The organism is Deltaproteobacteria bacterium, from assembly GCA_016218975.1.
Taxonomy (GTDB): domain Bacteria; phylum Desulfobacterota; class Deferrimicrobia; order Deferrimicrobiales; family Deferrimicrobiaceae; genus JAENIX01.
In genome coordinates this window covers 107979-114338 of record JACRCO010000080.1, presented here as the reverse complement: position 1 = coordinate 114338, position 6360 = coordinate 107979, and the positions used below count along the sequence as shown (strand labels likewise).

Sequence of the window (6360 nt, the reverse complement as noted above, 5' to 3'; positions counted from 1 at the left end):
GACCTGTTTTTGACCTGTTTTTGACCTGTTTTTGACCTGTTTTTGACCTGTTTTTGACCTGTTTTTGACCTGTTTTTGACCTGTTTTTGACCTGTTTTTGACCTGTTTTTGACCTGTTTTTGACCTGTTTTTGACCCGAGTTTTTAAGAACGTCCCTGTTTTTAAGTACGCGTCCCCGTTTTTATTGTTTCCGGGTCTTGTCCACGGCCCAGACGACGCCGTAGCTCACGAAGTAGAGCCCCAGGAGCGGCATCGCCATCAGCGTCATGTTGTAGACGTCCGGAGTTGGTGTGATGACCGCCGACAGGACGGTGCAGGCGAGGAGCGCGTGCCGCCATCTCTTCCGGAAAGCGCCGGGAGTCAGCCATCCCGCCCGCGCCAGGAAATAGGAGATAAGCGGGGCCTCGAAAGCCAATCCCAGGCCGAGAAGCATCGTGCCGCAGAAAGAGATGAATTTGCGCGCCGAGATTAACGCGGAGATCTTTTCCGTCTCGAAGCCCACAAGGAACCCGATCCCTGCCGGGAGCAGGACGTAGTATCCGAGCAGCACCCCGGAGATGAACAGGCACGTCGCGACGAGAATGACCGGCGCCCCCCATCCCCTGGCTTCCGGCATCCAGCGCGACACGGCCCCGCGCCATAGCATCCAGGCGCCCGCAGGGAGCGAAGCGGCGATCGCGCAATACAGCGACAGGCCGGCCAGGGCGAGGAATCCCTCCGCCGGTGAATACGCGACCAGCTTGCGCCCCAGCAGCCGGACGAGGAAACGCAGTATGGGCTCGGAGAAGAAAAAGAACGCGACGGTGAGGCAGATCACGAGGACGGCGTAGACGGCCATCCCCTTGCGCCCCCGGTCCACCGCCTCGATAACGGCTGTCACGCGATTTTGCACTGGAGTCGAGTTCCGCACGTGAATTTTGGTACCCTATCTTACAGCGAGTAAGGAGAACCATGGAATACCGGGTTCCAGGATACGTCCACAGAAACGGAACGCACTGCGGATCCGCCTCGATGCGGAACATGCTGCGGTTCCGCGGGATCGACCTGTCGGAGCCCATGTGTTTCGGCCTTGGTTCGGGCGCCGGCTTCCTCTACGTGGAGGACATGCCCGTACCTCCGTTCGTCACTTTCCACGGCCGGATCATGGAAATGGAAAGGGAGCTCTGCGATGCATTGGCGCTCCCGTTCCCCGAGCGGGAGGAGCCGGACGCGACAGCGGGATGGGAAAGGGCCCGCGAGGCCGTCGCCGCGGGCAATCCTGTAGTCATAAACACCGACCTGGCCTACCTCGAATACTTCGACACCCGGACGCACTTCGCCGGACACCGCGTTGTTCTTTTCGGCTTCGACGACGAGCGGGGTGACGCGATCCTGTCCGATTCGGAACGGGAAGAGCCGCAGCGCGTGCCGGTGGAATCGCTGAAACGGTCCAGGTCCTCCGACATCCCTCCCTATCCGATGGGGAACAGGTGGTGCGTGATCGCGCCTTCGCGGCCCCCGAGGCCGATCGCCGAAGCGATCCCCCTGGCATTGCGAAAGAATGCGACGGAGATGCTTTCATTCCGGGAGGGAGACTCCCTGGGCATCGCAGGAATGCGGAAAGCCGCGGCGGAAATCACCGGCTGGCCGGGCCGGACCGGACAATGGATTTTCGCGGCGCGGTTCGGCTACCAGGTGATAGAGAAGCGGGGGACGGGCGGCGGGTTTTTCCGCAGGCTTTACGCGCGGTACCTTGAAGAGGCGTCCGCAACCCATCCGGAGATCGCGGCCGCGGGGCTTCCCGGCGCCATGACGGTCCTGGCCGACAGGTGGACGGAGATCGCCGGCGTGCTCAAGGAAATATCGGAGTCGGGCGATGCCTCACGGCTCCGGGACGTGTCTGCGCTTCTCCTTCAAATGGCCCCGGTAGAGGAATCGTTCTGGAAAAAAGCGCTCGAGGTGTCTTCTAAGCTGCGTGCTTGAGGTGCCGCCGGACGTACCAGACGATCCCGGCAAGCAGGAGCGCGCCGATCACAACGTCGAATTTGTGGAAATATCCTTTCAGCGTCGGCCACTGCTCTCCCATGACCATCCCGACGTAGGCAAGCCCCAGGCACCACGGAAGGGACCCCGCGAACGTATATGCGATGAACCTCTTCATTTCCATGCGCGCCACGCCGGCGGGGAAAGCGATGAAGGTCCGGATCACAGGAAGCAGCCTCGCGAAGAAGACGGTCGCCTCGCCGTGCCGCTCGAACCAGCGGTCCGCGAGATCCAGGTCGCGGTGCGACAGCAGGATGAATTTTCCGTATTTCTCGATGAGCGGCCTCCCGCCGTACATTCCGAGATAATAGGCAGGCACCGAACCCACGACGCAACCGATCGCTCCCGCCAGCCCGACCTCCCAGAGCGAATGTTTGCCCAGGTAAACGAGATAGCCGGAGAAGGGCATGATCACTTCGGACGGCAGGGGAATGCAGGCGGACTCGATGGCCATCAGGAGCACGATGCCGGGAAGTCCCATAAGGGAAATCACGTATATGACGAATGACGCGAGAGCTTCCAGTATGCGGGTGACCAATGGGTGCACTCCAGGTGTAGTGGATTTCTCCGGCTCGACGGCAGACTGACAGGCGCGCGGAATGGCCGGGTGGTGGCCCTGCTATTTCCCCTTGATGACGCGGACCGAGAGGGCTTTCCGCTCGGATCCCGCCTGCGCGCACTTTACCAGGACGAGGTACCCGGGAACGACCTCCTCCTTGGGCACCCTTGTCCCCCCGTAGTAGAAGGCGGTCTCCTTGTCCCAGAGGACTTTTACGTCCTTGCGCTGCAGGGATTCATCCTTGAAGTTCACGTCCTTCAGGATGATGACGCCCGGATCGAGGGACTTGATCGTCCCTTTCAGTACCTCCGGGTCCTGGGCATGAAGGGGTGCGGCCGCGCCGAAGGCGAAGAAGAAGGCCAACAGGACGGCGGTGAGGAAGAACCGCGGTAGGAAATTCCGTGGATGCATGTCGCGACCCTCCTTTTTTCGGCGGTAGGCCGGACTACGGCGGCGAACTGTGTACAGTATATACAAAAAAGGCCGGAAAATGGAAAATGGGAAAGTACAGGCCCGAAGCGGCATGCCTGCTAACCCACCGTGATCCATGGCGGTCCGATGCTCAGGGTGGGCTGCGCGTCTCCCACCCGCACCCACTGCCCCTCCTTGCCGCAGGTTCCGAGCCCGAACCCGAGGTCGCTCCCGACCCGGTCTATCATCTTCAGCAGTTCCGGCCCGTTTCCCGTTATGGTGGCGCCCCGGACCGGCTCTCCCCGCTTTCCGTTCTCTATCCGGTAACCTTCCGCGACTTCGAACATGAAGTCGCCTGCGACCGTGTTGACCTGGCCGCCCCCCATTTTAAGCACCAGGAGGCCGCGGTCCACGGACCCAAGGATCTCTTCCGGCGGCGTCGTCCCCGGAAGAACGATCGTGTTGCTCATCCTCGGCATCGGCTTGTGCCGGTACGATTCCCGGCGCCCGTTCCCGGTCGCGCGCGCGCCCTCTTTCATTGCAGAAAGCCGGTCGTGCAGGAATCCCTTGAGGATGCCGTTTTCAACGAGAACGGTCTTTCCGCCGGGTATTCCTTCGTCGTCCATGCCGAACGAACCGCGTTTCCACGGCACGGTGGCGTCGTCGACGATGGAGACGAGAGGGCTTGCGACCTGCTTGCCAAGTTCGTCCTTGTAAACCGACATTCCCTGCCGCGCCAGGTCCGCTTCCAGCCCGTGCCCGATCGCCTCGTGCACCATGGTCCCGCCCGCTTCCGCGGAGAGCACTACAGGCATCCGTCCCCCGGGAATCCTTTGCGCGGAAAGAGTCCTCGACGCCCGGAGGGCGGCCTTGCGGGCGAGGGTTTCGGGGACGAATTCCTCCAGGAACTCCCAGCCGGCAGTCCCTCCGCCGGACTCGTAGCCTGTCGCGAGCCCGGACTCGTTACCCGCCACGCACTGTACGGTGAGCAGGGTCGAGGTTTGGACGTCGGAAGCGAATCCGAACGGATGCGCAGCCACTTCGATGCGGCGCTCCGCCTCCCCGTACGTCGCGCGGACCTGGCGTATTTCCGGGGAAACGCTCCTCGCGACGCGATCCATGAGCGTTACGAGTGCCGTTTTTTCGGCGATCCCCCGCGCGGAAGGCGGAACGCGGACGGGGGATGGAGTCAGGGCGGCGGCAGGTGAAGCCGGAAGGACGACGGGTGCGCCCCCTCCCTCGGCGTATCGCGACAGGTCGCCCGCGAGCGAAACGAGCGCCTGTTCCTCCGTTTCGTTCGTGTAAGCGTAGAATGTCTTTTCGCGGCAGATCAGGCGGATCCCGATTCCCGCATCGGTGCCCGAAACGACCCTCTCGATCTTTCCGCCTTCAAGCAGGACCGTGAGGGAGCGGACTTCCTCGTAAAACAACTCGCCGTACTCCCCTCCGCGTGACAGGAGGGCGGACAGGATCCTTTCGATCGGCATCTTGGCAAGCATCGCAACCTCCTGCCGCCGCGGCGGGAGCCGGGCGGGAAATGCGGGCAATTACCGGTTTTGTGTATAATACAACTATCGCGGTATTTACTTGAGGTAGCGGATGAAAAGATTATTCGTGCTGGGGGCCCTGGCCCTTTTTCTTTTATCGGGAGAGGCGGTTGCGTTCCACGGAGCAGGCACCGCCATGGGCACGCGCGCGCAGGGAAGGGCATACGCGCTATTCCTTCAGGGGTACCTGTCCTACCGGGAGGGGAACCTCGACGCGGCCCTCGATTCGTACCGCAAGGCGCTCCGTTACGCGGACGACGAGCCGGCGATTCTTTACGAGGTCGGCAGCGTCCTAGTCAAAAAGGGAAAGCTCGGGGAAGCAAGGGAGGTCCTGGAAAAAGCGCTCGCCATGGACGAAGAGCACATCCGGTCGCGATACCTGCTGGCGGGCATCCTGGCGACGACGGGCGAGAAGGAAAAGGCCGCGGAACATTACCGGCGGGTCCTCTCCGACGACCCGGAGAACGAAGAGGTATACGTACACCTTGCCACCCTTTCGGCGGAAAAGTCGGATTTCGCAAAAGCCGAAGAGTACCTGGCAGAGTTGATCGCGAACAACCCCGAATCGATTCTCGGCTATTACTACCGCGGGCGGTTGTCAGCGGCGCAGAAGAAGCTTCCCGAGGCGCTGAAGGATTTCGACAAGGCGTTGGAGATCCAGCCTTCCTTCGACGGCGCCCTCCTTGATTCGGGCGGAGTCCTCGAGATGATGGGCAAGAACGCCGAGGCGGAAGTCCGGTACAAGAAGGCGCTGGAGCTTTCCCCGAACAATCCGCTTATACGCGAGCGGCTGGGCCGCGTGCTGATCCTGGAGAACAAGATCGACCAGGCCGTGGGTCATTACGAGGAACTGAAGAAATTCTCGAGCGACAACCTGGAATTCCGGACGAGGCTCGGCATTCTATACCTCGAGCGGGACCGCTTCGACGACGCCATCAACGAATTCCGGTTTGTCCTGTCGGCCAGGCCCGGTAACGTCCAGGTGCAGTTCTTCCTGGGCACCGCGTACCAGGAGAAGGGGATGCTGGCGGAAGCCGAGGAGCAGTTCCGCGGAATTCCGGAAACTTCGCCTGTCTACCGGGATGCGATGCTTCACCTGGCGATGACGCTTTCCCGCGGCAAGAAGCTCGAGGAAGCGCTCGATGTGACGCGGAAGCTTCGGGCGAAATTCCCCGAAGACGTCGCATTGCTGGTGTTCCTCGGCGGGCAGCTCGAGGAGGCGAAAAAATACGAGGAAGCGCTGGCGATCCTGGCCGAAGCGGCCGTGAAGGACCCGAAGAACCCCTCGCCCCACTTTTCCATGGGCGTCGTCTACGACAAGGTCGGGAACTTCGAGAAGATGGCCGCTTCGATGAAGAAGGCGATCGAGCTCGATCCGCGGCACGCCGTGGCCCTGAACTACCTGGGCTATTCCTACGCCGACCGGAACTTGAACCTGAAGGAAGCGGAGTCGCTGATCCTGAAGGCCCTGGAAATCCGGCCCAACGACGGCTATTTCATCGACAGCCTCGCATGGGTGCACTATCGCCAGGGGGAATTCGCGCGGGCGGAAACCGAGCTGCGGCGGGCGCTCACTCTCGTGCCGGACGACCCAGTGGTGCTCGAGCACCTGGGCGACGTTCTCGTGAGCCAGGGGAAAGGAACCGAGGCCGCAAACGTCTTCGAGAAGGCGATCGCCAAGGGGCACGAGAAACCGGAGGAAGTCAGGAATAAACTCAGCCGCGTCAAAGAGGGCTCGACCGCGAAGTGACGTTTGCCCGGTCCGGCGACGGTTCTTCGGCGCGGCTTCGGCCCTCTGTGTCGTCTGCGCGCTGGCCCTGG

The 6360-nt window shown here is 61.9% G+C and carries 6 protein-coding genes; 2 read left to right on the top strand and 4 right to left on the bottom strand.

Going from position 1 to position 6360, the window contains the following annotated elements; translation table 11 throughout:
- Positions 1 to 181 precede the first annotated feature (181 nt).
- A complete protein-coding gene (locus HY896_12275) occupies positions 182 to 892 on the bottom strand; it encodes a twin-arginine translocase subunit TatC (protein MBI5577125.1) in 711 nt (236 codons plus the stop codon).
- Between the two features lie 119 nt (positions 893 to 1011).
- Between HY896_12275 and HY896_12270 the strand changes: the two genes are divergently transcribed.
- Complete coding sequence (locus HY896_12270) at positions 1012 to 1962, top strand: BtrH N-terminal domain-containing protein (protein MBI5577124.1); 951 nt, start codon at positions 1012 to 1014, stop codon at positions 1960 to 1962.
- Here HY896_12270 and HY896_12265 read toward each other — a convergent pair.
- From HY896_12265 to HY896_12255, 3 genes are all read right to left on the bottom strand, one after another.
- A complete protein-coding gene (locus HY896_12265) occupies positions 1946 to 2560 on the bottom strand; it encodes a DedA family protein (GenBank protein ID MBI5577123.1) in 615 nt (204 codons plus the stop codon). The genes HY896_12270 and HY896_12265 overlap by 17 nt on opposite strands.
- Before the next feature lie 81 nt (positions 2561 to 2641).
- Positions 2642 to 2992, bottom strand: coding sequence for a hypothetical protein (locus tag HY896_12260; protein ID MBI5577122.1), 351 nt, complete (start codon positions 2990 to 2992; stop codon positions 2642 to 2644).
- Between the two features lie 119 nt (positions 2993 to 3111).
- Positions 3112 to 4491, bottom strand: coding sequence for a TldD/PmbA family protein (locus HY896_12255; protein MBI5577121.1), 1380 nt, complete (start codon positions 4489 to 4491; stop codon positions 3112 to 3114).
- 100 nt (positions 4492 to 4591) lie between these two features.
- Between HY896_12255 and HY896_12250 the strand changes: the two genes are divergently transcribed.
- Positions 4592 to 6289, top strand: coding sequence for a tetratricopeptide repeat protein (locus HY896_12250; protein MBI5577120.1), 1698 nt, complete (start codon positions 4592 to 4594; stop codon positions 6287 to 6289).
- The last annotated feature ends 71 nt before the right edge of the window (positions 6290 to 6360 follow it).